The following is a 26,451-nucleotide window of genomic DNA, read 5'->3' as shown; positions in this document are numbered from 1 at the left end:
TGATGGGAACATGAAATATGCTGTGCCTAATTCAAAAGACAGTCTCGTGCATTTCAAAGAGAAATATGATAACTACATTGGGGGAGAATATGTAGCTCCTGTAAATGGAGAGTATTTCGACAATGTCACCTCAGTCACCGGGGAAGCCTTTACAAAGATGGCCCGCTCTTCGAAAGAAGACATTGAACTGGCACTCGACGCAGCGCATGGAGCGAAAAAAGAATGGGGTATGACCTCCGTTACTGAACGGGCAAATATTTTAAATAAAATTGCCGACCGGATGGAAGCTAATCTGGAAATGCTTGCAGTCGCAGAAACATGGGAAAACGGAAAAGCAGTGCGTGAAACGCTCGCAGCAGATATCCCGCTGGCGATTGATCATTACCGTTATTTTGCCGGAGCGATCCGTGCACAGGAAGGCGGACTCAGCCAGATTGATAATGATACTGTCGCCTATCATTTCCATGAACCGATCGGCGTAGTGGGACAGATTATTCCCTGGAACTTCCCGATTCTCATGGCAGCCTGGAAGCTTGCTCCTGCACTCGCTGCAGGGAACTGTGTCATCCTGAAACCGGCCGAACAGACGCCGACTTCTATCTTTCTTTTCTTAGAACTGATCGAAGACCTGCTTCCGCCGGGTGTGCTTAATATTGTCAGTGGTTTTGGAGTAGAAGCCGGGAAGCCGCTTGCCTCCAATCCGCGGATCAATAAAGTCGCGTTTACCGGAGAAACCACTACCGGACGTCTTATCATGCAGTACGCTTCTGAAAATATCATTCCAGTTACGCTTGAGCTAGGCGGGAAATCCCCAAACCTGTTCTTTGCAGATGTAATGCAGGCACGGGACGGATATCTGGAAAAAGCACTGGAAGGTTTTGCAATGTTTGCATTAAACCAGGGGGAAGTCTGCACCTGTCCATCACGTGCACTGATTGAGGAGTCCATTTATGATGATTTTATGGAGGAAGCAGTAGCGCGGGTAAAGAAAATTAAAGTAGGAGATCCACTGGATACAGATACGATGATGGGCGCCCAGGCATCCAAAGAACAGCTTGATAAAATTCTTTCCTATCTCGATATCGGAAAACAGGAAGGAGCAAAAGTGCTCTGCGGAGGAGAGCAGGCGAAACTGGAAGGTCATCTGAGCGGTGGTTTCTATGTACAGCCTACTATTTTTGAAGGTCACAATAAGATGCGGATTTTCCAGGAGGAAATCTTCGGTCCTGTTCTTTCAGTTACCAGCTTTAAGGATAAGGAAGAGGCATTGGAAATCGCAAACGACACTTTATATGGTCTCGGCGCAGGAGTGTGGTCACGTAATATTAATACGGCTTACCACTTTGGACGCGCTATTCAATCCGGGCGCGTATGGACAAACTGCTACCACGACTATCCGGCGCACGCTGCGTTCGGCGGCTATAAAAAATCCGGAATCGGCAGAGAGAATCATTTGATGATGCTCAGTCATTACCAGCAGACGAAAAATTTGCTTGTGAGCTACAGTGAAGAACCGAAAGGATTTTTCTAAAATAAAATCTTTTAAAACAGCAGTTCCTCCTGAAAATATTTTTATTATAGAAAGGAAGTGTTATCATGACAGAGCGCGTCACGGCGACAGATGCAGCGCTGGAACTTATCGAGAAATTAAAAAAACGGCACGGACCGCTTATGTTTCACCAGTCAGGAGGCTGCTGTGATGGAAGTTCTCCCATGTGTTATCCCGACGGGGAGCTTCGTATCGGAGAAACAGATGTTCATCTCGGAGATATCGGGGAAACTTCTTTTTATATGTCAAAGGATCAATATGAATATTGGAAGCATACCCAGTTAATTATTGATGTAGTCGATGGACGGGGAGGTATGTTTTCTCTGGAAGGGCCTGAAGGAAAACGTTTCTTCACCCGCTCCCGCGTCTTCAGTGACGAAGAAAGAAAAGAACTTCAGCTGTAGACAAATACAGCAGCTCCAAGTATAATCAGGCTAACAACATACATTTATCCAGAGTGGAAAAGAGAACTGGCTCGATGACTCCACGGCAACCTGCTTCTGCAAGGTGCCCCTTCCAGCAAAGCGGAACGCTTTGAGTGATGAATGATTACGTACGGACAGTAATCCCCTCTTTCATGACTCAGGAAAGAGGGGATTTTTTCGTTCTTCTATTGGAGATGTGTGTTGAATTCAATCAGAAGGAGTTTTTACACATGAGTTTGGCATTTGGTTATTACAGTAAAGCAGCAGATCCGGAGAGTTTCTTCAAAACGACAGCCGGCATCATTAAACGAAAAGTGTCATCGAGGAATTACCGTGTGGACGCCGGCCAGTCTTTTCTTACGGGACATTTCTATATTACGGTGGAAGACGAAGCAGCGAAGTACCGGCTGATCCTTTCGAAAGAAAAATCGGCTGAATTACAAGATAAATCGCAGGACTCGCTGGAAATATTCTTATGGAGCGAGTTCGAAAAGCAGGGGCTCCCCTCCTATAAATTCCAGTAGCAGTAAGCGCGGTAAAGAAGCATCCTTTACCGCGCTTTTATTATATCCTTCTCTTTTTAAGCCCCGGCCGCTCTGCGGATGCATTGCACTACGTGCTGAATGGAGCGGTCACTTTCTCTCCTGGCGGTAAATTTCATCTTCAGCTTTCCCTTTAAATTTACAGGTTCCTTATTCCCTTCAAAAATAAGCTGTGTTTCATTTTCGTTTAATTTAATTAACTCAAAGCGGAGTTTTGTAGAAAAGGCATGCTCTTCTTTATAAATGATTTCTTTTATTTTTCGATTTGGTTCATCTTTATATAAAACTGTTTCTACCACAGCGGTGATTTTTTTCTTTCCTTCCACGTAAGTCTGCACGTGCTTGGCACCGATGGAATCTTCTTTCCCTTCTATCAGCGTATGCGCAGTTACAGACGGGTCCAGTTTCGCTGAATTTTTATCCTGGAATACCTCCCACACTACTTCAATATGAGTAGGAATCAGTGTTTCTTCTCTCCATTCCATCTTCTGTCCTGCCTCCTTACGTCATGTAGTTCTATCTTCTATTATTCACAGAAATACTGCTTTGTTTCAAGCTAACTGTTTGTGTTATTTTATGAGAAATACCCGTTTTTTATGGTCTTTCCATAGGTATTTTCTTTTATTCCCTGTTATCTTATGGTGGCAGCACTTTTCTTTCCCTGCGATTACCCGGTAGTTTAAACTGACCCTGCGTGCTGAGAGTGCCCGCCCTATTTCCTGGTCCTTCCAAGCGAACCTTAAGATAATCATAAATGACGGTAAATAGGTGAAAATAAAGGTTTCTTCTTTCTCTATCTAAGATATACTGAAACCAAAGTCTATGAAATTATGTGTCCTGAACAATAGAAGTCCCTGAGATAATTTCAAAGCAGATTCCTGCGGGCATATTGCACCTGCCTGCTTTATGCTGAAGATTTCACGTTTTCATTTAGCTGCTGCTTTATTTTAGGAGGAGGAAATCCGATGGAGTTATTCGTTATCATGCTGGAAAGATTGGGAATTATCGTAATGGTCGCTTTTCTTATGACAAGAATTCCTTTTGTCCGCAGACTGATTGATAACCATGACGTGACTTTTTTCCAGCGTTTAAGTGCTGCGTTATTATTTGGTTTCTTCGGAATTATTGGTACATATACAGGCGTGATTGTTTCTACCGGAGAAACTACTTATATCCGATGGGTCTCTGCACTCGGAGAGGAAGAAGCAATTGCGAATGCCCGTGTTATCGGTGTGGTAGTTGCCGGACTTCTTGGTGGATGGAAAGTCGGGTTGGGCGCCGGAGTGATTGCCGGCGGACACCGTCTTCTTCTCGGAGGTTTTACGGGAGTGGCCTGCGGAATTTCCACGATACTTGCCGGCTTAATGGCCGGACTGCTGCAGCGGTATGCGAAAAAAGGCGGTCAGCTTTCCCTGCCGATTACTTTTGCTGTCGGGGCACTGAGTGAAACAATGCAGATGGGGCTGATTCTTGTAGCTGCCCGGCCTTATGAGCAGGCATGGACACTTGTCGAGCTCATCGGACTTCCCATGATTTTTGCAAACGGCCTGGGCGCAGCTGTATTTATTCTGATCATTCGGAACGTACTAAAAGAAGAAGAAAAAATGGCTGCCGTACAATCCGGCAGAGCGCTGAATATTGCAGATCGAACACTTACTTATATGCGTCAGGGGCTGTCTGTAAAATCTGCAGAGCGCACCTGTGAAATCCTGCTGCAGGAAGTAAGTGCTGCAGCAGTATCTATGACGAACCGCGATACCATTCTCAGCTACCAGGGCGTTGGGGCGGACCTTTATAAAGAAGGAGGGCCTATCCGTACAGAGGTAACTAAGCAGGTCCTTGCTACTGGAAACACTTTTATTGGGGATGCAGCTTCCTTCTCAGCAGACGAACAGCTCCCTTCCGATATAAAAGCCGCAATGATTGTGCCCCTGAAGCAGAATGAACAAATCGTAGGAACACTGAAGTTCTATTTTCGTGCGGAAAAAGAAATTACTTCCCTGGAGCGTACATTGATTACCGGTACAACGAAAATTCTCAGCAACCAGCTGGAACTCGCCCAGGTCGCAGAGTTGGAAAAGCTTGCCCGGGAAACGGAAATTAAAGCACTGCAGGCGCAGGTAAGCCCTCATTTCCTGTTTAATACAATGAATATTATCGTTTCTATGATACGTACCGATCCGGAACGCGCCCGGAAGCTTTTACTTTCTCTTTCCAGCTTTTTCAGACAGAATCTGGCAGGGACTACGAAGGCGAAAGCAACTATTGCAGAAGAAGTGAAACAGATCCGTGCATATCTCGATATTCAATCCGCCCGTTTTGATGGGGCGATGGAGGTAGTATGGGACTTGGATGAAGCTGCGATGCAGTATGAACTGCCTACTATGACGCTGCAGCCGTTAGTTGAAAATGCAGTAAAGCATGGAAGAAAGCCAGGAGAGGAACCTTTGGTTATTCAAATTCGAATTCAAATGAAACATGCTGTTCCTGTCCTCTCTATTACAGACAATGGCCAGGGGATTTCCCGTGCAAGACTTGCTGCACTGACAAAGGCTCCTGTATCTTCAGAAGAGGGCACTGGTATTGGCGTTTATAATGTACACCGCAGGCTGGTTGAAATGATGTCTTCTGCAGCAGGACTGAAGATCAGCAGTGCTGCAGGAAAGGGAACTTCGATTGAATTTGCACTTGATGTGCAGGAAAAGGAGGAAGCAGGATGACAATCCGTGTATTACTTATAGATGACGAACCCTTCAGCAGGGATGAATTACGGCACCTGCTATCTATATACGAAGATATAGAAATCATCGGGGAAGCCGGCTCAGCAGAAGATGCTTTCATTAAAATTCTTGATCTTGAGCCGGATGCTCTTTTTCTTGATATTGATATGGGAGGAAAAAACGGGGTGGAACTCGCTGCTTCCATCCAAAAATTAAAAAACGTACCACACGTTATTTTTGCTACTGCGCATCCTGACTATGCAGTCAGTGCTTTTCGGGTACAGGCACTTGATTATATATTAAAACCTTTTGAAGAGGATAAAGTGGAAGAAGCAGTAGCCCGGCTGCGCAGTAATGCCGCTGCTGAAAAACCGGAAGCTTCTCCGGCACGCACAGGAAAACTCGCAGTGCAGCAGAACGATTCTATTTTTTACCTCGCACCGCAGGAAATTGATTATATTTATAGAGACGGGCCTGTTACCAAGGTGGAAAGCAGAGGAAACACCTACCTGACAAAGCTGACATTAAAAGAAATGGAAGGAAAACTATCTTCTCATTCTTTTTTCCGGCCGCATAAGGGCTACCTTGTAAATCTGGGAAGAGTAGAAGAAATGACCCCCTGGTTTAATGGCGCTTATCAGCTTTCCCTTGCAAATGTGAATGAAAAAATTCCGGTCAGCAGAAATTATGTAAAGCCGCTGCGGGCAAAACTCGAATTATAAACTGTATTTCAAAAAACTTATGCGACATCTCAGCGTATATTTTCGACATGTTAGCAAAATACTCTTTTTAAAGCGCTTTCTTCTTTTATAATTATCTTATTCAATTAAGTTTAAGGGGGAGCGCTGCAGTGATTACATTTTTAATTTCCATCGTGATTCTTGTTGTCGGTTATTTTACTTATGGAAAGTTTGTGGAAAAAGTTTTTGGTGTGAACGAGGAACGGCAGACACCTGCCATTACGCATGCTGATAATATGGATTATGTACCAATGGGTACAAAGCGGAATTCTTTAATTCAGCTGCTGAACATTGCCGGCGTGGGGCCTATTTTCGGACCGATTATGGGTGCGTTATACGGACCGGTCGCGTTTTTATGGATCGTCTTCGGTGCCATCTTTGCCGGTGCTGTACACGATTACCTCACTGGAATGATTTCCATACGAAACCGCGGTGCCCACCTTCCGGAGCTGGCAGGAAAGTTTCTTGGTAAATCTATGAAGCATATTGTAAACGCTTTCGCCGTCCTGCTTCTGCTGCTGGTTGGAACTGTGTTCGTAACTGCTCCCGCAGCTCTGCTGGCCAACATGACGCCTGTATGGATGACGCTCGGAATATTTATTGCACTTATTTTTGCTTATTATGTGGTAGCTACCATGCTTCCAATCGATAAAATTATCGGCCGCATCTATCCGGTATTCGGGGCACTGCTTTTAATCAGCGCTCTGGGAATTGGAGCGAGCCTCATCTTTACAGGAGCGCCGATTCCGGAAATGACGCTGAATAATATGCATCCGGAAGGCCTTATGATCTTCCCTCTCTTATTTTTAACGATCTCCTGTGGGGCATTGTCAGGCTTTCACGCAACACAGTCACCGATTATTTCCCGGACAACAAAGCGGGAAAAAGACGGACGCAAGATTTTTTACGGAATGATGATTACAGAAGCTGTCATTGCCATGATCTGGGCCGCTGCAGCAATGAGCCTGTTTTATGGTACTGATCTGAATGCGCTGATCAGTGAAGGCGGTCCAGCCGCTGTCGTAAGCGATGTTTCCATGATGATGCTTGGAGGCATTGGTGGAACACTTGCTGTGCTGGGTGTGATTGTACTTCCGATTACTTCCGGAGATACTGCTTTTAGAAGTGCGCGCATGATTATTGCTGACTACTTCAAGCTGAAACAGATTAAAGTGAAGAGCCGGTTAATGATCGCTGCTCCGCTGTTTGTAATTTCTTTAGCTCTTACGCAGATGGACTTCACGCTTCTCTGGAGATATTTTTCCTGGGCGAACCAGTCTACTGCGATGATTGCCCTCTGGGTAGGTGCCATGTATCTCGGGCTGCAGATGAAAAATCACTGGATTTCAAGTATCCCTGCAGCTTTCATGACGATGGTTACTTTTACTTATATTTTAAATGCACCGATCGGTTTTGGATTATCTATGCCGCTTTCCTATACTGGGGCATCTATTGGAACCATCGTAGTGATTTTCTTATTTGCAAAACGCCTTAAAAATGAAAGAGCAAAAAATGCAATTAACGTAGATGACGAAGTAGCGGATGTCGCGTAAAGTTTGTTGGAAATTTGGAAATAAAGTAAAAAGCCGTCCGGCAGGTCCGGACGGCTTTTACTATTTATGAAGATTTATAAGGGGGAAATCTTCATGAAGAAGGGAGAAAGTGTTGTTTTCTGTCCTACACCCCTACCTTAACAGATAGTTGTTAAGATCATGTTGCAGAAAAGTAAAGAAACATGAAAGCACTGTTTAAAATTGTGAAATCGAGGCGCTGAAGATATATTTAACTCAGTTTCATATACAAATTCAGTGTATCATCTGCGATTATTGGAATGTTCCTTTTTGATCGATGGAGCATTCCCGCAGGCTGGCCTTTCTCTTCCTTCTGTACTTCAGACTTTCACTTTCCCCTGCCACACCTGTAAAAGCTCATGAAGCATTTCCGGAGTATGAACAAATGCATTGGTTTTATGCAGGCGTTCAGTTCTTTGATGCGGATCTTTTCCAAAGGGGCCTACATTCAGCACCGGCGCCTGCAGCTTTCTCATATCTGTAAACGGGATAGAATACCCCTGGCCCCATAGTGGAGTATTGCTGCGGTAAATGTCCAGCTCCGCTTCCGGTTTTTGATAATTCACATAGCTCAGGTCACAGATTCCATTAAAATAATGCACATGTTTCACGTGAAACTTTGCTTTCTCCGCTACCCCTTGAATACTGGCGAGCGCTTCCGGCACTCCTGATTCATCTGAAGAATTTACCGCTGGATAATAAGGTGGCGCAAAGAAGATCACTACTGCCGGTGCAAGTTCCGGACACAGCAGCATCCACTCCCCAGCCATTCGTATGGACTGCTCTCTGTCATCCCAGCTTTTTTCTTCCAGAATTGTGCGGACCGCTTCATCTATCAGCGGCTGATCGAACTTATTTTTTACATAGTCAAAAAGTTCTTCGTAACGAATGACACGTGTTTTTCCTACCGGCGTCACTTCTTCCCGTTCACATAAACTGTAATAGTCTTTATTGCAGCGGTCTACAGCTCTTTCGACTACATTTTGAAATGTATCCATCACAGCTGCAGCATCATTTTTCATCGTGAATACATTGTATAAAGAAGCTGCCCGGTAAGGTGTCTGTGTAGAATATTCCAGTTTTAGATCGCGCAATTGCAGGGAAACTGGAAGCGGCGTAGTTTCACCCAGGTCCTCTTCCCGAAACTCCGGGTTCCACTCCATTTCCTGCGATACAAAAGATGACATATAAGTAGCGGTAATCCCGCTCAGCGGTTCTCCGACATGCGTTTCTTTTCCAAAAAATAGAGCTGCGGGCATAATCTTCCCCATGGTGCCGGAATATATATAATGAGTTTCATCTCCTGGATGCTGCGTGAAGGAAGGTTCGCTGTTTAAGAATAAAGAGTAGTCGAGGGTGTGCTTTTCCTGAATCTCCAGCATCTTTGGCACAGCAGTGCGCATCCCTACAGAGTCCACCTCTTCATCCGGAACAGTTACAAGCAGCAGATTTAACGGCCATTTTTCTGCGATCGCCTGCTCAATCAAATGCATATGTAATACGATACCCATTTTCATGTCCATTGTCCCCCGGCCGAATAAATAATTGCCGGATTCCAAATCGATTCTTGCAGCTTCCGGTAATGTTTCTGCTTCTTCCTGCAGTTTCATTGTCAGTGCACGCGGATCAAAGGCAAAAGGCTCCAGATGTCCATATTCCTCTGTCTGCACTGTATCAAAATGGCTGATTAATACAATAGTTTTCGTTACCTCCGGAGAGGGGTGCCTGTATAGTGCAGTTAATGATCTTCTTCCTTTATCTGCATCATGCAGCTGTACGTGTTCTTTGTGTTCCCAAAAATAAGGAAGCAGTTTTAATTTTTCCTGTAATTTTACCGGGAAATCTTTTTCCCCTTGAGAAAATGTCCTGCTTTCCCACCCTACCATTTCACATAACAAATCTTCCATTGCTTCTGCCGTATTCCAAAGCATATTTATTCCCAGCCTTTCTCAAATGATATCGCTTCCTTCTTCTAGTGTACCTTATCATATAAAATAAACCAGACGGAATATGGAAAATATCCGCCTGGCCTGTTTAGTCCCAAAGGTACGTTCCTTCCACCTGCAGCTTTCCTTCCTCACAAAGAGGGCAGTGAATAATTTGTGTGAATACCTCCTCATCGTCCATTTTCACAAGGAGAATTCGACACTGTCTGCAGGTGTACCGGGGGGTTAAGATCTGTCCGTTCAATTTCACTTGCATGTAAAAGTGATTATGCAGATCACCGCACCCTTCACAACGATAAACTTTATATCCGTAATCCGGCTGAAGCACTCCTCCTGATGCAGCTGCAAGTGAAAATCGCTTGTACTCTCTTTCATCATCAAGCAGATCATAAAGAATAGTTCTTTCTAAATCCTTCTGAAAAATATTTTCCTCATCAAACTTCATACCTGTTCCGACACATAAAGAAGGGCGGTAATTACAGTGTTCACACTGAAAATCAATGCCTGTACCCATAAAAAGGCCTCCTTTTATTTATTATTACCCGTTTTCTTTTAGAAAATTCCATATTTCTTTAGAAAATTCTTTGTTTTTCCTGCTGGCTTTACAGTTTCCTTGCACTCTCTTTTAAAGTAAAGTTAACTTTAACTACTTTTTAAAAGGAGCCCCTTATGACACCTGAATTTATTATTCGAAAAGCCCGGATAAGTGACGCAGCCCAGCTTGCTGCGATCGGTTCCTCCATCACTGCGGAAGGATATGGCCTTGCTGCACCCGGGGAAATTACTTTCCCTCCTAAAAAGTACAAAAAGACGATTAGACATGCGGGTAAAGACGAAGAGAATCAGCTGTTTCTTGTTGCTGCAGCCGGAGAAGAAGTGCTGGGTTCTTTATATTTCCAGCGAAGCTATCCACTCAAATACCGTCACCATGGGAGCTTCGGTATGAGTTTAAAGCAGTCTGCCCGAGGGCTTGGAATAGGCTCTCATTTAGTAGAAGCGTTAATTGAGTGGGCAGAGAAAGAAAAAACAATTGAAAAAATAACCCTGGAAGTGCTGTCAGAAAATAAAGCTGCCATTCATTTATATAAGAAGTATAAATTCTACGAAGAAGGCCGCTTGAAAAACCACGTCTTTTTCCGGAAACGCTATGACGATCTTATTCTAATGGCACGGACTATGTAATACTTTTTATTGGGAAGGTTTAAGTTAAAAATCATGTGGGAAGAGTGTGTATAGATAAGATATGAAAGGGAGATGATTGACGTGAGATCACATCGTATAAATTCATTAGAAATTGGTGCAAACTATAAAGCAAAAGAAATAGACAGCTTTGTATCTACAACGGATGTAGTAGTTTTATCTTCAAATGAAGAGCAGCTTTTTACAGACCCAGAGCGAGAATACAAAGTAGAAGGCTCTTACAAAGGTTTTTTTGAGCATTCTTCAGAAGATGGAGAAAAGCATTTTCGGGAGAAGCGTGCTTATATTATTGAAAAGGTATAAACGTCAGCCCTAAAGTACAACGGGAGGACATCGGTTTCTCTGGTGTCCTCTTTTTGAAAATAACCGCTTTTCATCCACACAAAAAAAGAAGCTGTCCCCTTAAATGGAGACAGCTTCTTTTATACAATTTTTTATTCGTCTTCCACCAGCGCATACACACCGTTTTCGTCATGTGTTTCCTGTCCTGTAATCGGCGGGTTGAACACACACACCATACGCATGTCAGAACCTTCATATGCGCGCAGATAGTGCTCATCATTTTTATCAAGCACATAGATTTCGTTGGCTTTTATCGGCCATACTTTCCCGTCAGCTACAGTTTCTACTTCGCCTTCGCCTTCAATGCAGTAAACAGATTCTAAATGGTTTTTATACCAGATGTGTGTTTCCGTACCTGCTTTAATAATTGTATCGTGTACTGAGTAGCCCATTCCGTCTTTTTTCAATACAAGACGACGGCTTTCCCAAGTATCTTCTTTCACATGCTGATCTGTATTGAGAACGTCTTCCAGTTTTACTACTTTCATCAAAAATGCCTCCTAAGCGTCTGATCGACTATTATATTATTTTGCTGTTTCTTTTTCTTTTAGATTCATGGATTCCAGTGCATCCTGGATGCTGAGCTCCAGCACTTCAAGACCAGCCTGCAGTCCTTCTTCGTCAATATTAATTGGCGGGAAGAGCTTAAATACCTGATCGTGGCCGCCGGCTGTTTCCATAATCATCTGGCGTTCAAAAGCATGTTCTGCCACTTTTTCACTGAATCCTTCAATATCAGAGGAAATACCCTGCATAAGGCCACGGCCTTTACGGAATCCTTTCATTTCAGGATACTTTGCTACCATATCTTCAAGGAAGTTCTTTACTGTTTCAGACTTTTCCTGGATACTCTTTTCAAAATTCGGATCTTCCCAGTAAGTCAATGCTTCTGTTGCAGTTACAAATGCCATATTGTTTCCGCGGAAAGTACCGTTATGCTCTCCCGGCTTCCACTGATCAAGTTCCGGCTTAATTAAAGTAATTGCAAGCGGCAGTCCGTATCCGCCAATGGATTTTGACAGGCAGACTACGTCCGGCTTGATTCCTGCCGGCTCAAACGAGAAGAAAGTACCTGTGCGGCCGACTCCTGCCTGTACATCGTCTACGATAAGCACGATGCCCCAGTCACGGCAGATTCTTTCCAGACGCTGCATCCACTCGATGCTCGCAGCGTTAATACCGCCTTCACCCTGTACTGTTTCGAAAATAACCGCTGCAGGGATTGCTACACCGCTGCCGTTATCATCCAGAAAACGCTCAAAGTAATCCAGCGTGTCCACTTCATCTTCTACAAACGTATCGTAAGGCATTGTTACCGTATTGTTCAACGGAATTCCTGCCCCTTTACGCTTCATAGAATTTCCTGTAACAGAAAGCGCACCAATTGTCATACCGTGAAAACCGTTTGTGAAGCTTACGATATCTGTACGCCCTGTCATTTTACGTGCAATTTTCAGCGCGCTTTCCACCGTGTTTGTTCCTGTTGGTCCAGGGAACATAATCTTATAGTCCATATCCCGCGGCTTCATGATTACATCTCTGAACTTCTCCATAAAAGCAACTTTCGCATCTGTTGCCATGTCAAGAGAGTGGGCTACGCCATCTTCCAGAATATAATCCACCAGCTTCTTTTTCATTGCAGGCTCGTTGTGTCCATAGTTGAGTGCTCCTGCACCAGAGAAAAAGTCGATATATTCTTTTCCGTCTTCGTCCCACATTTTATACCCGCGTGCTTTCGTAAATACTGTAGGAAAGCTTCTTACATAACTTCTTACACTGGATTCTAGCTCTTCAATCAGTTCTAGCTTTTTATTCATGGATCAAGGTCCTCCTAATTAGTAGTTGTAACCATTGTCTCTACCTGAACAGTTTAAAACTCAGCAAGTTAAAATCTTATTTTGAAATAGGCCCGATGCGGTACGTGTATTCAGCTTCTCCGTCTTCCGGGAATACATCAGCCGGGAAAGTTTCTCTTATTTCAAAAGAAGTTTCATGTTCTTTTGCTAACTTTTTAAACAGCGACTGTGAAGCAACATTGTCTTTTGTAATCGTAGCTTCCACATATTTAACATCTTTGGCAGCTTCGCGTTCCAATATTTCGGAAAGCATTTTATATGCTACTCCTTTTCCACGCTGGGAACTGTCGACCCCTACCTGCCATACAAATACTACATCTGGATTTTCCGGCTGGATAAATCCAGTAATAAAACCGACGACTTCCTCGTCTTCTTTTGCTACAACGCAGGTTTCCGAGAAGTATTCTGCCATCATAATATACTTATAGGCAGAGTTCAGATCTAAAGATGTTTTCTTTGCCAGATTCCACATTCCCTGCCCGTCTTCTTTACTTGGCTGCTCGAGCGTGAGAACGGGAGTAGCAGCAGTACTGTTACTCATAACAAAAAACCACCTTTATATTTATTTTTTCGTTGGGAAGCTGTGAAAACAGCCCCGCAATGAAGTTTCCGTTTTTACCAACACTATTAATCATAGGACGCTTTCACTTTTATCGCAAACGTACTTAAACGGCAATGACTGGTAAATACTTGTATGAATATAGCTTAATTACCTTTAGACCATTCAGCTTACAAATATCTCTCAAATAGTAGCAAATACATCAAATTCCTAGAAGTCTAACCTTTCCACCTCCTTGAAATTGGTAAAAGCATCTAATACTTTACCGCACTGCAGAAGAGGTGCAGCAGTGCGGTAAATGCGCTCATGCCGGTATTTCCAGCTGTTCAAGTATAAATTACCCCCTTTCTCTAAGACAAAAACGCTATAATATAATCAGCTTATAAAAGAAGGAGAATTTTATGCGGAAAACAGTATGGATTATGATCGCAGCCATGGTTGGCCTGCTGTATTTAGGAGTCATTACATATCATCAGTTAAAACCCCTGCCGGAAGGTACAGCCTTTGTAGGGGAATCTTATATGCTGGCGGAAGAGGAAATTTCTTTTCTGACAGATGTGACTTACGGAACGGAGATAGAAGATGAAGTATATGAACACGAAATATTTGATGAAATTTTTTCACTTATTGAGGAAGCGGAGCACTTTCTTGTAATAGATATGTTTATGGTCAATGAATTTTCCAATGAAGACCGGGACTACCCGGAATTAAGCAGTGAATTTACGAGACGCATAAAAAATCAGATGGAAGAATACCCAGAGCTGAAGGTAGTGTTTATTACTGACCCTATTAATACCACCTACTATTCTCATGATGCCCAGCACATAGACCCGCTGAAGGAAGCTGGTGCAGAAGTAGTTTATACGGACCTTACCCGCCTCCGGGATCCAAACCCTATTTACAGCGGCTTCTGGCGTATCGGTCTGCAGTGGTTCGGCCAGCGCGGATTCACCTGGCTGCCGAATGCATTTGGGGAAACTGCTCCTGATGTGACGGTACGCTCTTATTTAAAGCTGGCAAATATTAAGGCAAATCACCGAAAAACAATTATGAGTGAGAACACAGGAATCATTACTTCCGCAAACCCTCATGATGCCAGCGGCTTTCATTCCAATGTTGGAGTAAAAGTACATGGAGAAATTATAAAAGATATGGTCAAAGCAGAAAGAGCAGTCGCTGCTTTTTCCGGAGGAGACCTCAGCCGTTTCCCGACGGAAGCTGAATTAGAGGAATGGATAGAATCTGCTGACACTGAAAACCGTCCGCTGCAGGCGCAGATATTAACGGAACGAAGAATTGAACAGGCAGCTATTAAAATTATGAATGAAGCAGAAGCAGGAGATATTATCTGGTGCGGAATGTTTTACTTATCTGACCGTTACATTATTGAGGCAATGCAGGAGGCAGAGGCGCGGGGCGTAGAGATTCGGCTTATTTTAGATCCGAACCAAAATGCGTTTGGCCAGGAAAAAATCGGCCTGCCAAACATTCCTGTTGCAAGAGAACTCCTGCTTCGAACAGATGGAAATCTGACTGTCCGCTGGTATGACACTCAGGAGGAACAGTATCACTCCAAAATTCTTTATGCAGACCGCGGTGATGTCCGTAACGTTATCACCGGAGCCGCGAATTACACTACAAGAAATCTGGGCAACTATAACCTTGAAAATAATATAAGTATTACAGCTCCTGCTGATACTGCTTTCATGCAGGAGGTTGATGATTATTTTATGAGGATGTGGGAAAATGAAGACGCCCATTTTACTGTAGAGTACGAAGTATACTCCGACGCGATTACGCCTTTTAAATATGTACTTTATACCCTGCAAAAATCCTTAAGGTTTACGACTTATTAAATAAAACAGATGGAAGGTCTCTGCAGATAATTGCAGAGACCTTTCAGCATGCTTATAAAGTAAGAAATTTCTTATATTTACAATTTGCTATGTATAAGGTTCTCCTCCGCTTTCCGACGGAAGCTTGCCGTGGGGTTTGTCTTCAGCTATTTGCAATGCCTGCCGGCATTGCAAAGGATCTCAGCCTGCACTTAAATCCCGCTGTCCCCGCCGGGCGCTATGGAGAAAAGTTATTACCGGAGAAAAAGCATTCTCTTCTCTGCGGTTTCGTATAAAAACCATTGTCTCCCTTAATTATGCTGCAGTCGCAGAAGAGTCGACTCCTGGAGGATTTGAACTCTCTCCGGAAAGCGCCCCTTCGGAGACAAAAGCATAAAATCGTATACTTATACAAAAATAGTACTTTTTCAACAGCCTGGAAAGGTCTCTGCAGGTAATTGCAGAGACCTTTCCATTGTTAATTAATCTTTGAACCAGGTTTCCAAAGACCGCTTTAATCCAGCATGACACCAGCGAATCACGTGAGTCTCTCCCTTATACATAGCATATCTGCCGACAGCTGCACTCAGGAATACTGCTTTAAAGATTGCCAGCTTTCTCGTTTCCTCGTTTATCGGACCGTAAATATCAAAAAAATTACGGTGAAACTCCTGGGGAACTGCCTGATACAACAGCGCCAGATCCGAAGCAGGATGGCCAAAATGTGCATCTCCCCAGTCGATAATACCTGATATTCTATTTTCTGCAGCGATGATGTTTTTAGGATGCAGGTCTCCGTGCACAAAGTGTGTACTCTCCGGATTTTCCCACTCCGGAATTTCTTTTAAATAAAAATGCGCCATATCTATTGTACTTTTATCACATATCGAAGCAATTTCTGTAAAAATTTCTTCCAGCATCGGTTTACGCTTCTGCGAAGACAGTCTTTTCAGTTCATCTGGGATCAGAGACATTTCTGCAGCTGGCAGCTGATGGAGACTGCTTAAAAATGCTGCAAGGTTATTTACTTCCTTTGAAAGCAGATTTACATCATGTTCTTCTGCCAGTTCTTTACCCGAAACAAAGGAAAAGCCTACAAACGGAAAGTCCTCTCCTTCCTGCTGCCCGTAAAATAAAGGGGCAGGCACCTCATAGGGAGATGAAAAAAAATTCTTTTGAAGATAAGTAAGTACTTTATTTTCATTTTCCATCGCATGCAGTCCTTTTTCCTGCCGTGGAAACCTAAAGACGAGCTCTTTGTTTACACGGTAGACGGTAGTATCAAACCCCGTTCCTGCATGCTCAATAGAAATCGGTTTTAATTCGGGAAAAAACCTTTCTATTTTTTCCTGCGCTTTCTCGATAGATACTGGGTGGGTTTCTTCCCAATCTTTCATAAAATTGCTCCTCTTCATTCAATTTATCCTATGTATTTTAAATGCAGCCGTCCCTATGCATGGAACGACGAGTAATAATTAAAGAACCGTTCCCGATTATCATACAGGAACGGTTCTTCATTATGGTTTTCAACAGCCATACCTGGAAATTCCTCCTGCAGCTTCTCCGACTTATTTTTCTACACGGAAAGGACATTTCCCTTGAACAGGCTCTGCATCGTCTCCAATGAAAAATTGTTTCCATTCATTATGTGTCGGATCTCCATAATGACTAATGTCCGGATGTTTGGGGAGCTGATCCCATACTTCCACTCGTTCTCTTACCTTTTCCCTGGACATAATGCCGCCTTTTTCCGTACCTTCCAGCCCCTGAAAAATTTTACGGGGCTGAAAGCCCAGAATTAAGCTGTTTCCCAGGTCTCTTGTTTTTCTCTGCTTATAAGCTGGGGCATTTCCAAAAACAAAGATTGGTTCCTGTTCAAAATGAAAGTCCCATAAATAATGCTCAGGATCCTTCGGTTCGCTTTCAGGCCAATTCTTCTTATCCTGTTTGTGCAGATACTGAAGAATTTCCCAGAAATAACTGCGGTAATATTCAATACTTTTTTCTTCATGCTCCGGCTCCACAAAAACGAATAAACCGTGCCGTGTTTTATTTTGAGGATCATCGAACAGCTTCAAAAAATCACTTACGATATGCGGCAGATCTGACCAGTCGTCCTGCGTAATATACCCGTACCGTAATTCTCCCATTTTTTCACCTTTCTGTCCAAAATAACACGGAAAATCTTTACGTGTTACGATAGAGCGGAAAGTCTGGTATTCTTCCTGAAACCACTGGGGCATCTCATTATTATTTTGTATTCTATCCTGCGTAAGCAGCGGGGATGTATTAGTTTTCATTATGTTCCCTCCTATACGTTCCTTGTACAGATATTCCCACTATATGTAATGTATAAACAATTTCATACAGTGAATCATTGAGAATAAAAAGAGGTGAAACAAATGCATATCCCTGCTTGGAAAAATACATTAAAAGCTATAGGAACAGGTGCCGCAGGCGGGGGTTTGTTTACCATGCTTCAGCTCCCTTTGCCATGGCTTCTCGGCGCACTGGTATCAACCTCCATTTGGAAACATTTTTCAAATGTACCTGCTCCAGTGACTCCTGCGTTTAGAAATATCGCTTTCCTTATGCTGGGAATCTATTTTGCTCTTTTTATTGATCCGGGAAAAGTTATTGATATAATTCCCGTCCTTCCTTTTTATCTGTTATTTACTATTATTATTATTTCTCTCTGTCTATGGACAGGTTATTTTTTGGCCCGTAAATTGTTGATGCAGAAATTAACAGGGGTACTTGGACTTGTCCCTGGCGCTCCTTCCGCGGTTATCTTAATGAGCGATTCTTTACACGCAAATACTCCTTTCATTCTGCTGCTGCATTCTCTTAGAAAGATAATTGTATTATTTACTGTGCCATTTGTACTTTTCCTTTTCTTTGTCGACATGAACGCCCCTTCAGAACCTGAAGCACTTGTTAATCAAAACATGGAAGGAAGCTATTGGTGGTATGCCTTCGCTCTCGCCTTTTCCACTCTATATTACTTAAATAAAAATTTATTCTTAGCAGGACCGCCGGTTATTATGGGCTCTCTTATCTTTTTCGGAGTGGATCCTGCTCCTTATCCCGAGGCTGCCCTTGCAGCTGCGCATCTCTTTCTCGGAACATATCTCGGCTCGAAATTGAAACTTACTGATATGAAGCAGAGTGGCGCACCAGTATTATGGTACACAGGAGCTGTCCTGTTGTTAATAACATTATCGGCAGGCTTCGGACTGCTTCTTTCCGCTGTTACTTCTGTCGATCAAATCACCGCGGTGATGAGCCTTATGCCAGGCGGGCTGCTCGAGGTGGGCATTATCGCTGCAGGTACAGGAGGAGACCCAGGGGCAGTCCTGATGCTTCAGTTTGTCCGCTTTTTAATTATATTTTATGGACTGCCTCCCCTGCTGTTCTGGTATTTCAGCCGCAAACAAAAAGTTCCCGTTTAGATGTTTTTATCTAAACGGGAACTTCTTCAGATTTTAATCAATTTGCGCTTATAGAGCAGCCTGATAGAATCCAGGAGCACAGCCGGCATCCGCTTTGGGAAGAGGCGTTTCGTATAATATTTGTGATAGGCAGCTTTTAAGTCATTCCATTGGTTACAATCGTTCTGCTGGTTAAAGCGGGCAGGGTCGATAATCATTATTTTTCCCTGAGGAGTAAGAATTAAATTGTGCAGGTGAATATCAGAAGGATTCAAATGTCGCCTGCTTACTTCGAGAAGTGCCTGATCAATCTCCATAATAACGTGCTGGTCAATCACGTCTCCCCGTGTCAGACACTGGAACAATGTCTGGCCCTCGATATAGTCAATAACAATATAATTATCCCCCGCTTCATAGAGCAACGGAAAGCTCGGAATACTTTCAAGCTTTTTATATATCTCCGCTTCCTCTTTGGCTAAATGTGAAAACTGCGGATAGTAAATCTTTATTACTTTATCTGACTCCAGGATACGAAAAGCGCATGCACTCCTTCCGGTCCCCAGGTGAATAAGAGTTTGATCTTTAACAGCTACAACGAAGTTCTCTCCTCGTTTTTCATACCGGACGCTGTGCGCAAGATCTTTATACCCTTTCATTTTTCTTCACCCTCCATAGTTTACAGAATTCAATTCAACTATCAGTTTGCACCGTTTACTTAAAACGTATCATTCCTCTTCTTTTGTTTCCGCTGCTTCGTAACTTTAAACTTGGTATATTAACGCGGAAGTATAGAGACAGTCTGGACGCAATTGAAATATAAAGAGATAACATTCTATTTTTTAAGCGTATTCCTTTGCGGTAACGATGTTGCTTTTATTCAAGGATTTTTCTTTGTACATGTAATTATACCTCCTCTCTTACAAATACATCTCCGCGCAGCTCACAGTAATTATGTGAAATTCTATAAAAATCACTGTTTTTTGTTATTATTTTTCCTTCTATGGAAATAGTTACTAACATCAAGATAAAAACAGACGAAAAACAAGATGTTTTTATCTAATAAACAGCTAAAAAATATAAGGAGGTTGTTTGCATGAGCAAAGAAGAAAATAATCAAATGCCTCAGGAGGAGGGCCTGGATAACACTTTAAAAGTGTTAAAGGAAGGGTATCAGTTTATTATGAACAGACGTCACACGATGCAGAGCAATGTTTTTGAAACGAAGATTCTCGGCGAAAAAACCATCTGTATGTCCGGCAGCAAAGCCGCTGAAGTATTTTATGACAGTCAAAAATTCCGCCGTGCAGATGCTGCTCCAAGCCGTTTGAAGAAAACACTCTTTGGAGAAGGCGGGGTGCAGGGTCTCGATGGAGAAGCGCATTTTCACCGAAAAGCAATGTTTATGAACGTGATGAACAGTTCCACCCTTGCTGAAATTCGTACATTAACAAATAAATACTGGGAGAAAGAAGCCGCGAAATGGGAAGAAAAAGAGAAAGTGGTTCTGGCAGAAGACAGCAAAAGCATCCTCGCACAAATTGCCTGCGAGTGGGCTGGCGTGCCGCTAGAAGAAGAGGATGTAGATAAAACTGCGCAGCAGCTGGGAGATACTTTTGAAGCATCTGCTGCAGTCGGTCCTGCCCACTGGAAAGGACGCCGCTCCCGGTCAAAATTAGAAGATTGGATCACCGAGCTGGTGAGTGAGATAAGAGAGGGAACGCGTAATGTGCCGGAAGATCGTCCTCTTTATCAGTTTACCTGGCACAAAGATCATGAAGGGAAATTATTAGATGAAAAAATCGTAGCTGTAGAAATCCTGAACCTTCTTCGTCCTATGACGGCGATCTCTGTTTATATTGCTTTTACAGCACAGGCGCTGGAGCAATATCCGGAAGAAGCGGAAAGATTGAAAGATGGCGAGGATGGAAAACTGCAGAGATTTATTCAGGAAGTGCGGCGCTTTTATCCATTTTTCCCTTTCACCGCAGCACGTGTAAATCAAACATTTACCTGGGAAGGATATGAATTTGAAGAAGGCACGCTGACTCTGCTGGATTTATATGGTACAAATCATCATCAGGAAGACTGGACGAATCCTGCCCTCTTTCAGCCGGACCGTTTTAAAGAGTGGGATGAAAGTCCTTTCAATTTCATTCCTCAGGGCGGCGGAGAGTTTTCCATTGGCCATCGATGTGCAGGAGAATGGATCACCATCGATATATTGAAAGAAAGTGTAAACTTTCTTGTGAATAAGCTTCATTACGAGCTTCCAGAACAAGACTTATCTTTCAGCATGGATGATATTCCCAGCATACCGAAAAGTAAAATGATTCTCACAAACGTAAAACGCACTTCATCTTAAAAGTACCCCCTTGAGTCCGGCTCAAGGGGGTTCCGTTTTTATTCGTCTGTTATTTCCAGGGATTCGCCGTCTGAAAAATCCATTTCCATCTCAAAGGATGTAACGTCCTCTTCTGCTGTTTCCAGATACTGCAGTATTTCACTCCTCGCTTCTTCCTCTGTAGAAGCAGGGTACACTTGTATTTCCTGGAGCATTTCTTCAATTTGATTTATTGCTTCCGCATCTTCCATCTCATTCTCTTCTCCATTCACCATTTCAATTCTCCCTGCAGGATCCTCCTGCTCCACTTCGTATTCGTAAATCATTTGTGCATTATCGTCATATTGTACGTCCAGGAAAAAGCTGTCTACTCCATATTCATAAGAAGATTCTGCTTCCTCCCCTTCCACATTTTCTTCATTTTCATTATCCACATTATTTTCATTGTGATACCAGTTGTTTTCCTCTTCTTCCTCCAGGTTCATCGGTTCTTCTGTTTCTTCATTGTTTTCTTCGATTTCATTTTCTGTATACATCGCGTTATTTTCAAACTCTTCGTTTTCATTTGAAGTATTCTCATTTCCACAAGCAGCAAGCATTGTAAAAGCACCGGCAGAAGTAATAAATAAAGTTTTTTTCATTATTTATAGCATCCTTTCTCACTGATTTTTATGAAGGAATAAATATATTTAAGTACATATACTTAAAATACCCCTCATTAATTTACAATTAAACATTTTCTGCATGTACGAAAGTAACAGTTTCCGCAAAAATTCGTCCTATTTTCAGAAAAACCCAAAATTATATTCATGAATACACATTAAAAGACCTATAAATTCATACGTATTATTTTAAATATTTAGAAATGTAAGCGTTGACACATACGTATAAGTTGGCTTATCTTTATTACATGCAAGACACCATCATAATAATTAAGAGGAGGAATAACATGGCTAAATGGATAACAGTTGTCACTGCAATTGTGTTATCACTGGTTTTATCTGTTAGTGCTTTTGCTGCACCCGGCCAATCGTCAAAAGGGAACGCGCCAGCAGAAGGAAAAATTCAGATGCAGGGGGATATCGGAGATTTTGTTCCTGATGAGGTGGATGACCCTGCCCACGATCCCGCTATCATTCGTGATGGCAACCAGTACATCGTATTTTCTACAGGCATACTTCGTGATACAGAAGATCCCGGAGGAATATACATCCGCACTGCAGATAAGAGCATGGCGAATCCATGGGAATCAGTAGGAGAAATCCCTGCCCCTGAATGGGTAAAAGAATATAATCCCGAGCATCTATGGGCACCGCAGGTAGTGAAAGCCCAGGGAACGTTCTACTTATACTATGCAGTTTCTGCTTTTGGAACAAATAATTCCGCAATTGGTGTAGCAAGTTCTAAGACGCCAGCAGATCCGGATTCATGGGAAGACCACGGCCCAGTGATTACTTCTTCTTCTGGGGAAGTGGACTATAACGCAATTGATCCGCATGTATTTAAAGACAACGGACAGTGGTGGATTACGTTCGGCTCTCACTTCAGCGGCATTAAGCTGCAGCAGCTTAGCTCCATGACGGAAGCGGAAGGCGAAGTGCATACACTTGCCAACCGTCCAGGAGTAGAACATAACCCTATTGAAGCTCCAACTATTTATGAAAAGAACGGCTACTACTACTTATTCACTTCATGGGATCAATGCTGTCAATTTTTGGACAGCACGTACAAGATTGCTGTAGGCCGCGCAGATAACGTAGAGGGGCCTTATTATGATCAGGATGGTGTTCCTCTTGCTGAAGGCGGCGGTACAATCCTGCTTGAAAGTGAAGGGAACCAGGTTGGCCCAGGAGGTCAGGATGTTTTCTTTGATAAAGGAAGAGATTATTTAATTCATCATTACTATGACGGTGACGCAGATGGTGTCATCCGCATGCAGATTCGTCAGCTCGTATGGGAAAATGACTGGCCGCAGTTAACTGAATAGTTATAGGAGAAGGGATTTCGGCTGTTGCCGGAGTCCCTTTTTTAGTGCAAAGTACAGATAACTAATAATAAAACTCCCTCTTCCATACTGAAGCTATATAAGCTATCTTTAAAGAAATATACAGGAGGTGAGGCACTTTGTTTTACCAAATTTACTGCAGAGCTTTTCAGAAAATGTTTTATGCTGGCTCTCCTTTTCTTCCCTGGCGCCAGCCTGAGCTACTGCAGGGAAAAAACAGCATGCTGGAGCTGCCTTTATTACTGAAGCAAAAGAAACTCTCCCATCCGTTAATCGTCACCGACAAGGGCGTAATGCAGTCATCTATATTAACACCCCTGCTGGAAGCTTTAAAAAATTCCGGCATTGCTTTCACTATTTATGATGAAACGGTGCCGAATCCAACCATTGAAAATATCGAACAGGTGAAGAAGCTGTATGAAGCTTATTGCTGTGACGCGATCATTGCAGCAGGAGGCGGGTCCCCTATCGACTGTGCCAAAGGTGCAGCGGCACGAATTGCCAGGCCTCAGACATCTATTCCAGCGATGCGCGGCGTACTCAGAATCCGCACACAGCTGCCGCCGTTCTTTGCTGTACCGACTACCGCAGGCACAGGCAGTGAAGTAACGGTAGCGTGCGTTGTCACCGACAGCAGCACACACGAAAAATATGCCTTAATGGATCCGTCATTGATCCCGCATTATGCGGTACTTGACCCACTGCTCACAGTTACCATGCCTCCTTCTGTCACAGCGGCTACAGGGATGGATGCTCTGACACATGCAGTCGAGGCGTACATCGGCAGAAGCAATACTGCAGAAACCAGAGCTGCTGCCAGAAAAGCGGTGAAACTTGTGCTGACAAATTTAGAAGACGTTTACCATAATGGAGAGGATATAGAAAAGAGAGCAGCGATGCAGGAAGCTGCATATGCAGGCGGGGTTGCTTTCACTCGTGCTTTTATCGGGAACGTTCATGCAATTGCCCACAATCTGGGAGGATTATACGGCTATCCCCACGGACTCGCTAATGCTGTACTCCTTCCCTGCGTTCTCCGCCAGTACGGAACAGTCATTAATGAAAGACTTGCAGAGCTTGCTGATTTAATACCGTTGACTGCACGAACTGCTTCCCATGCTGAAAAAGCAGAAGCGTTTATAAGCAGGATAGAAAAGATGAACAAAAAAATGAACATTCCAGAGACCATTGATGTGCTGAAAGAAAAGGATTTCCCTGTAATTACGCAAAGAGCTCTTAAGGAAGCGAACCCGCTCTATCCAGTACCGAAGATTTTTTCGGAGATAGATATGTATGAAATACTGCAGAAAATAAGAAAGTGATCACTTTGTGAACAATTGAGCATTTAGATTGCTATTCCTCTCAGGAGTGACTATACTAAGGTTATGAATTGATTGTGATTTATTTCACATATTATCCTGAGGAGGAATTTAACATGAAAATAGCAGTTATCGGAAGCACTCACGCTGGAACAGCAGCGGTTACAAATATGGCTACACTTTATCCGGAAGCAGAAATCACAGTGTATGAAAGAAACGACAATATTTCCTTTCTTTCCTGCGGCTTAGCTTTATATGTAGGCGGCGTAGTAGAAGATCCAAAAACACTTTTCTATTCTTCTCCTGAAAAGCTTCAGGAACTCGGAATCAACGTGAAAATTCAGCACGATGTGAAAAACATCGATACGGACAAGCAGACCATTGAAGCTGTAAATCTCGTAACCGGCGAAGAAGTTGCTGATCGGTATGACAAACTTGTAATGTCCACCGGCTCCTGGCCTGTAACTCCCCCTATCCCGGGAATTAATCTTGAAAATGTACTACTTGCGAAAAATTACAGCCACTCCAATACAATTATTGAAAAGGCAAAAAGTGCGGAGCATGTAACTGTAGTGGGCGCAGGCTATATTGGTGTAGAACTTGTAGAAGCTTTTGAGAAAGCAGGCAAGCGCGTTACCTTGATTGACGGTGTGGACCGTATCCTGAACAGATATCTAGATGAAGAATTTACAAGACTCGTAGAAGCAGATTTTGTAAACCGTGGAATTGAACTTCGTCTGGGAGAGTCCGTAGTGGAATTTTCCGGAAATGAGGAGGTCCAGGCAGTAGTAACCAATAAAGGACGCGTCGAAACAGACCTTGTCATTATGTGTGTAGGTTTCCGTCCAAACACAGAGCTGTTAAAAGGAAAAGTCGACATGCTCGATAACGGCGCAATTAAAGTCAATGAATATATGCAGACAAGTGATGAAAATATTTACTCTGCCGGCGACTGCTGCGCAGTAAAATACAATCCGACCGGCCAGCACGCTTACATTCCGCTTGCGACAAATGCAGTCAGAATGGGCACACTGGTTGCTAGAAACATTGTACAGCCGACCATGAAAAACGTAGGAACACAGGGCACCTCCGGTCTTCACATCTTCGACCTGAATATGGCATCTACCGGCTTAACAGAAACCTCTGCCCTTGCGCTGGACATAAATGTGAAAAGTATCACAATTAATGAAAAGCATCGTCCGGAATTTATGCCGACTTCTGAAGATGTCCAGCTGAAGATTTCCTACGAGCCGGAAACAAGAAAAATTCTCGGAGCCCAGGTGATTTCCAAAGCAGATGTGACGCAGTCTATCAACACGCTCAGCGTATGTGTACAAACAGGCATGACGATTGATGAACTCGGCTTTGTGGATTTCTTCTTCCAGCCGCACTTCAACCAGCCGTGGAACTTCCTAAATAAAGCAGGCCTTGCAGCAGCGCAGTAACAATTATGCTTTTCAAAGTAAAGTTCGTCTCTTATCATGAGAGGCGGACTTTTTATTTCCTGGGAAATAGTTTGTTTATTTTCAGCAGTGCGCTACCCGTTGTCCCAGTAAGCACAAATTGTATAATAAAGTGGCAGCTGAATCTCGTCCTATTTAGACCAACCTTTATTTTGCTCTTAAGATTAGCGATGAGTTTTCAAGTGTCAGATAAAGCTCTTATAACGATGAATTAGCAAAAAAATCAGTTTTGTACTTCTGAAAGTCGAAAAAGGACATTCTTAAGAGAAAATCACCTGCTAAAATCAAATAATGGCCGTCACTTCTCAGAGAATCCTCTCTATTGAGAGATAACCTGAACTACTCCCCCTCGCAGCTGACAGTTCTTTATGCAGAATAAAATATGTGTATTCGTGTTAATAGCGAAGGGGTAAATGCTGAGAGGATTAAGCACAGTATGAGAGATATTAATCGAAAATAATAAACTGCCTTCTATCGGAAAGGTTATTATTTCATGGCGGTGTTTCGTAGAAAACTTCCCCACACACCATGTGAATATTTTCACAAAAACTCCATACCTTTCCACATTTTTTTGCCTTTTTCTCTCCCTGTAAAGGTTATAATAAAT

Annotated in this window: 24 protein-coding genes and 1 riboswitch; of the genes, 14 read left to right on the top strand and 10 right to left on the bottom strand. The window is 43.1% G+C overall.

Annotation, left to right across the window (positions count from 1 at the left end; all coding sequences use genetic code 11):
* Positions 1-10: 10 nt before the first annotated feature.
* The 3 genes from adh (at position 11) to BLP92_RS10355 (ending at position 2,498) form a co-directional block, all read left to right on the top strand.
* The gene (adh, locus tag BLP92_RS10365; protein WP_090842888.1) at positions 11-1,531 is read left to right on the top strand and encodes an aldehyde dehydrogenase; all 1,521 of its coding nucleotides are present in this window, start codon (positions 11-13) and stop codon (positions 1,529-1,531) included.
* A gap of 65 nt (positions 1,532-1,596) precedes the next feature.
* Positions 1,597-1,953 carry a DUF779 domain-containing protein gene (locus BLP92_RS10360; protein ID WP_090842887.1) on the top strand — a complete coding sequence of 119 codons (357 nt, stop codon included), beginning with the start codon at positions 1,597-1,599 and terminating at the stop codon, positions 1,951-1,953.
* 41 nt (positions 1,954-1,994) lie between these two features.
* Positions 1,995-2,097: riboswitch (SAM riboswitch) on the top strand.
* Between the two features lie 107 nt (positions 2,098-2,204).
* Positions 2,205-2,498, top strand: coding sequence for a hypothetical protein (locus tag BLP92_RS10355; RefSeq protein ID WP_090842886.1), 294 nt, complete (start codon positions 2,205-2,207; stop codon positions 2,496-2,498).
* Positions 2,499-2,554: 56 nt separating this feature from the next.
* On the opposite strand, the gene BLP92_RS10350 is transcribed toward BLP92_RS10355, so the two are convergent.
* On the bottom strand, positions 2,555-3,001 hold the full coding sequence (locus BLP92_RS10350; RefSeq protein ID WP_090842885.1) for a hypothetical protein: 447 nt from the start codon (positions 2,999-3,001) through the stop codon (positions 2,555-2,557).
* 480 nt (positions 3,002-3,481) lie between these two features.
* Here BLP92_RS10350 and BLP92_RS10345 point away from each other — a divergent pair, with 480 nt between their 5' ends.
* The 3 genes from BLP92_RS10345 to BLP92_RS10335 all read left to right on the top strand — a co-directional run bounded on the left by BLP92_RS10345 (position 3,482) and on the right by BLP92_RS10335 (position 7,529).
* Complete coding sequence (locus BLP92_RS10345) at positions 3,482-5,236, top strand: LytS/YhcK type 5TM receptor domain-containing protein (RefSeq protein ID WP_090842884.1); 1,755 nt, start codon at positions 3,482-3,484, stop codon at positions 5,234-5,236.
* Positions 5,233-5,958, top strand: coding sequence for a LytR/AlgR family response regulator transcription factor (locus BLP92_RS10340; RefSeq protein WP_090842883.1), 726 nt, complete (start codon positions 5,233-5,235; stop codon positions 5,956-5,958). Before BLP92_RS10345 ends, BLP92_RS10340 begins: the two co-directional genes overlap by 4 nt.
* A 128-nt stretch (positions 5,959-6,086) precedes the next feature.
* Positions 6,087-7,529: a carbon starvation CstA family protein gene (locus BLP92_RS10335; RefSeq protein ID WP_090842882.1), complete on the top strand. Its 1,443-nt coding sequence runs from the start codon at positions 6,087-6,089 to the stop codon at positions 7,527-7,529.
* 338 nt (positions 7,530-7,867) lie between these two features.
* Here BLP92_RS10335 and BLP92_RS10330 read toward each other — a convergent pair whose 3' ends face one another.
* On the bottom strand, positions 7,868-9,478 hold the full coding sequence (locus tag BLP92_RS10330; RefSeq protein ID WP_090842881.1) for a M20/M25/M40 family metallo-hydrolase: 1,611 nt from the start codon (positions 9,476-9,478) through the stop codon (positions 7,868-7,870).
* 103 nt (positions 9,479-9,581) lie between these two features.
* Positions 9,582-10,007 (bottom strand): hypothetical protein, encoded by a 426-nt coding sequence (locus tag BLP92_RS10325; protein ID WP_090842880.1) that lies wholly within the window; start codon positions 10,005-10,007, stop codon positions 9,582-9,584.
* Positions 10,008-10,162: 155 nt separating this feature from the next.
* On the opposite strand from BLP92_RS10325, the gene BLP92_RS10320 reads away from it, so the two are divergent.
* Both BLP92_RS10320 and BLP92_RS10315 read left to right on the top strand, forming a co-directional pair.
* Positions 10,163-10,675, top strand: a complete 513-nt coding sequence (locus tag BLP92_RS10320) for a GNAT family N-acetyltransferase (RefSeq protein ID WP_090842879.1) — start codon at positions 10,163-10,165, stop codon at positions 10,673-10,675.
* An 81-nt stretch (positions 10,676-10,756) separates the two neighbouring features.
* Positions 10,757-10,996, top strand: a complete 240-nt coding sequence (locus tag BLP92_RS10315; protein ID WP_090842878.1) for a hypothetical protein — start codon at positions 10,757-10,759, stop codon at positions 10,994-10,996.
* A gap of 131 nt (positions 10,997-11,127) precedes the next feature.
* Here BLP92_RS10315 and BLP92_RS10310 read toward each other — a convergent pair whose 3' ends face one another.
* The 3 genes from BLP92_RS10310 to ectA form a co-directional block, all read right to left on the bottom strand.
* On the bottom strand, positions 11,128-11,523 hold the full coding sequence (locus BLP92_RS10310; protein WP_090842877.1) for an ectoine synthase: 396 nt from the start codon (positions 11,521-11,523) through the stop codon (positions 11,128-11,130).
* Between the two features lie 36 nt (positions 11,524-11,559).
* Positions 11,560-12,852: a diaminobutyrate--2-oxoglutarate transaminase gene (ectB, locus tag BLP92_RS10305; RefSeq protein WP_090842876.1), complete on the bottom strand. Its 1,293-nt coding sequence runs from the start codon at positions 12,850-12,852 to the stop codon at positions 11,560-11,562.
* 76 nt (positions 12,853-12,928) lie between these two features.
* Positions 12,929-13,432: a diaminobutyrate acetyltransferase gene (gene ectA, locus BLP92_RS10300; protein WP_090842875.1), complete on the bottom strand. Its 504-nt coding sequence runs from the start codon at positions 13,430-13,432 to the stop codon at positions 12,929-12,931.
* 419 nt (positions 13,433-13,851) lie between these two features.
* Here ectA and BLP92_RS10295 point away from each other — a divergent pair, with 419 nt between their 5' ends.
* On the top strand, positions 13,852-15,306 hold the full coding sequence (locus tag BLP92_RS10295) for a phospholipase D family protein (RefSeq protein WP_090842874.1): 1,455 nt from the start codon (positions 13,852-13,854) through the stop codon (positions 15,304-15,306).
* Between the two features lie 461 nt (positions 15,307-15,767).
* Here BLP92_RS10295 and BLP92_RS10285 read toward each other — a convergent pair whose 3' ends face one another.
* Positions 15,768-16,682, bottom strand: a complete 915-nt coding sequence (locus BLP92_RS10285; RefSeq protein WP_175444247.1) for a phosphotransferase family protein — start codon at positions 16,680-16,682, stop codon at positions 15,768-15,770.
* A gap of 171 nt (positions 16,683-16,853) precedes the next feature.
* On the bottom strand, positions 16,854-17,585 hold the full coding sequence (locus BLP92_RS10280) for a YqcI/YcgG family protein (RefSeq protein ID WP_090842871.1): 732 nt from the start codon (positions 17,583-17,585) through the stop codon (positions 16,854-16,856).
* A 102-nt stretch (positions 17,586-17,687) separates the two neighbouring features.
* On the opposite strand from BLP92_RS10280, the gene BLP92_RS10275 reads away from it, so the two are divergent.
* Positions 17,688-18,737 carry an AbrB family transcriptional regulator gene (locus tag BLP92_RS10275; RefSeq protein ID WP_090842870.1) on the top strand — a complete coding sequence of 350 codons (1,050 nt, stop codon included), beginning with the start codon at positions 17,688-17,690 and terminating at the stop codon, positions 18,735-18,737.
* 26 nt (positions 18,738-18,763) lie between these two features.
* Here the strand turns inward: BLP92_RS10275 and BLP92_RS10270 are convergent, their stop codons facing one another.
* Positions 18,764-19,372, bottom strand: coding sequence for a serine/threonine protein kinase (locus BLP92_RS10270; protein ID WP_090842869.1), 609 nt, complete (start codon positions 19,370-19,372; stop codon positions 18,764-18,766).
* A gap of 437 nt (positions 19,373-19,809) precedes the next feature.
* Here BLP92_RS10270 and cypC point away from each other — a divergent pair, with 437 nt between their 5' ends.
* Positions 19,810-21,078 (top strand): CYP152 family fatty-acid peroxygenase CypC, encoded by a 1,269-nt coding sequence (gene cypC, locus BLP92_RS10265; RefSeq protein WP_090842868.1) that lies wholly within the window; start codon positions 19,810-19,812, stop codon positions 21,076-21,078.
* A gap of 38 nt (positions 21,079-21,116) precedes the next feature.
* Here the strand turns inward: cypC and BLP92_RS10260 are convergent, their stop codons facing one another.
* The gene (locus BLP92_RS10260; RefSeq protein WP_090842867.1) at positions 21,117-21,698 is read right to left on the bottom strand and encodes a YusW family protein; all 582 of its coding nucleotides are present in this window, start codon (positions 21,696-21,698) and stop codon (positions 21,117-21,119) included.
* Between the two features lie 308 nt (positions 21,699-22,006).
* Between BLP92_RS10260 and BLP92_RS10255 the strand changes: the two genes are divergently transcribed.
* The 3 genes from BLP92_RS10255 (at position 22,007) to BLP92_RS10245 (ending at position 25,826) form a co-directional block, all read left to right on the top strand.
* The gene (locus tag BLP92_RS10255) at positions 22,007-23,044 is read left to right on the top strand and encodes an arabinan endo-1,5-alpha-L-arabinosidase (RefSeq protein WP_090842866.1); all 1,038 of its coding nucleotides are present in this window, start codon (positions 22,007-22,009) and stop codon (positions 23,042-23,044) included.
* Between the two features lie 137 nt (positions 23,045-23,181).
* Positions 23,182-24,384 carry an iron-containing alcohol dehydrogenase gene (locus BLP92_RS10250; protein ID WP_342028387.1) on the top strand — a complete coding sequence of 401 codons (1,203 nt, stop codon included), beginning with the start codon at positions 23,182-23,184 and terminating at the stop codon, positions 24,382-24,384.
* Between the two features lie 113 nt (positions 24,385-24,497).
* Positions 24,498-25,826 carry an FAD-dependent oxidoreductase gene (locus tag BLP92_RS10245; RefSeq protein ID WP_090842865.1) on the top strand — a complete coding sequence of 443 codons (1,329 nt, stop codon included), beginning with the start codon at positions 24,498-24,500 and terminating at the stop codon, positions 25,824-25,826.
* The last annotated feature ends 625 nt before the right edge of the window (positions 25,827-26,451 follow it).

The sequence above is a fragment of the Alkalicoccus daliensis genome (assembly GCF_900103955.1).
In the GTDB taxonomy this organism is placed as follows: domain Bacteria; phylum Bacillota; class Bacilli; order Bacillales; family Salisediminibacteriaceae; genus Alkalicoccus; species Alkalicoccus daliensis.
This window is presented reverse-complemented; position numbering and strand designations above follow the sequence as displayed.